Source organism: Methylobacterium sp. WL103 (genome assembly GCF_008039885.1).
Lineage (GTDB): Bacteria > Pseudomonadota > Alphaproteobacteria > Rhizobiales > Beijerinckiaceae > Methylobacterium > Methylobacterium cerastii.
This window is the reverse complement of record NZ_VRUX01001062.1, coordinates 1-850: the sequence shown is the minus strand read 5'-3', so window position 1 is coordinate 850 and position 850 is coordinate 1. Positions and strand designations below refer to the sequence as shown.

Below are 850 nucleotides of genomic sequence, written 5' to 3'. Positions count from 1 at the left end.
CCCGGCGAGCGCGTCCGGCGCCGGGCCGTGGACGACGGCCAGTCCCGGCACGCCGAGGGTCTGCGCGTTGCGGGCGATGCGCTCGGCGCGCGCGGGATGGGCCTCGATCGCCAGCGTCCGCATGGCGGGATGGCGCAGCATCCATTCGATACCGACCGAGCCGGCGCCGGCGCCGACGTCCCAGAGCAGTTGCCCCGCGAGCGGACGAAGCGCCGCGAGCGTCACGGCGCGGATCTCGGCCTTGGTCAGCTGCCCGTCGTTCTCGAACCAGCCGTCGTCGAGCCCGGCGGCGAGGCCGACCGCGCGACAGCCGGGCTCGCCGACCACCTCGATCGCCAGGGTGTTCAGGGCGTCGATGTCGCCGAGGTCAAAGCCGCGCGCCGGGCTCTCACGCAGGCGCTCGCGCGGGCCGCCCATGGCCTCGCACACCGTGATCCGCGAGGCGCCGAAGCCGCGTTCCGTCATCAGCGCCGCGACCGCGGCCGGCGTCGTCCCGTCCCAGGACAGGACGAGCAGGCGCGCGCCGGGCTGCAGGTGGCGGACGACCTGCGCGAGCGCCCGGCCGTGCAGCGTGACGCAGGCGCATTCGGCGAGCGGCCAGCCGAGGCGGGCGCAGGCGAGGCTGAAGGCGGAGGGAAGCGGGAAGGCGCGGATCTCGGCGGCCGGTACGATCCGGGCGATCTCGGCGCCGATGCCGTAATGGAACGGGTCGCCGGTGGCGAGCAGGCAGGTCGGCGTCCCGCGCCGCGCCAGGATGTCGGGATAGGCGTCCGAGATCGGACTCGGCCAGGCGCGCGATTCCGCATCGAGCCGGCCGGCGAGCGCGAGGTGGCGGCCGCCGCCATAGACC

Annotated in this window: 1 protein-coding gene; it reads right to left on the bottom strand. The window is 75.8% G+C overall.

Annotated features, from left to right (window positions below):
- On the bottom strand, window positions 1-850 hold an 850-nt coding region (cbiE, locus tag FV222_RS27775), incomplete at both ends, for a precorrin-6y C5,15-methyltransferase (decarboxylating) subunit CbiE (RefSeq protein ID WP_147816381.1).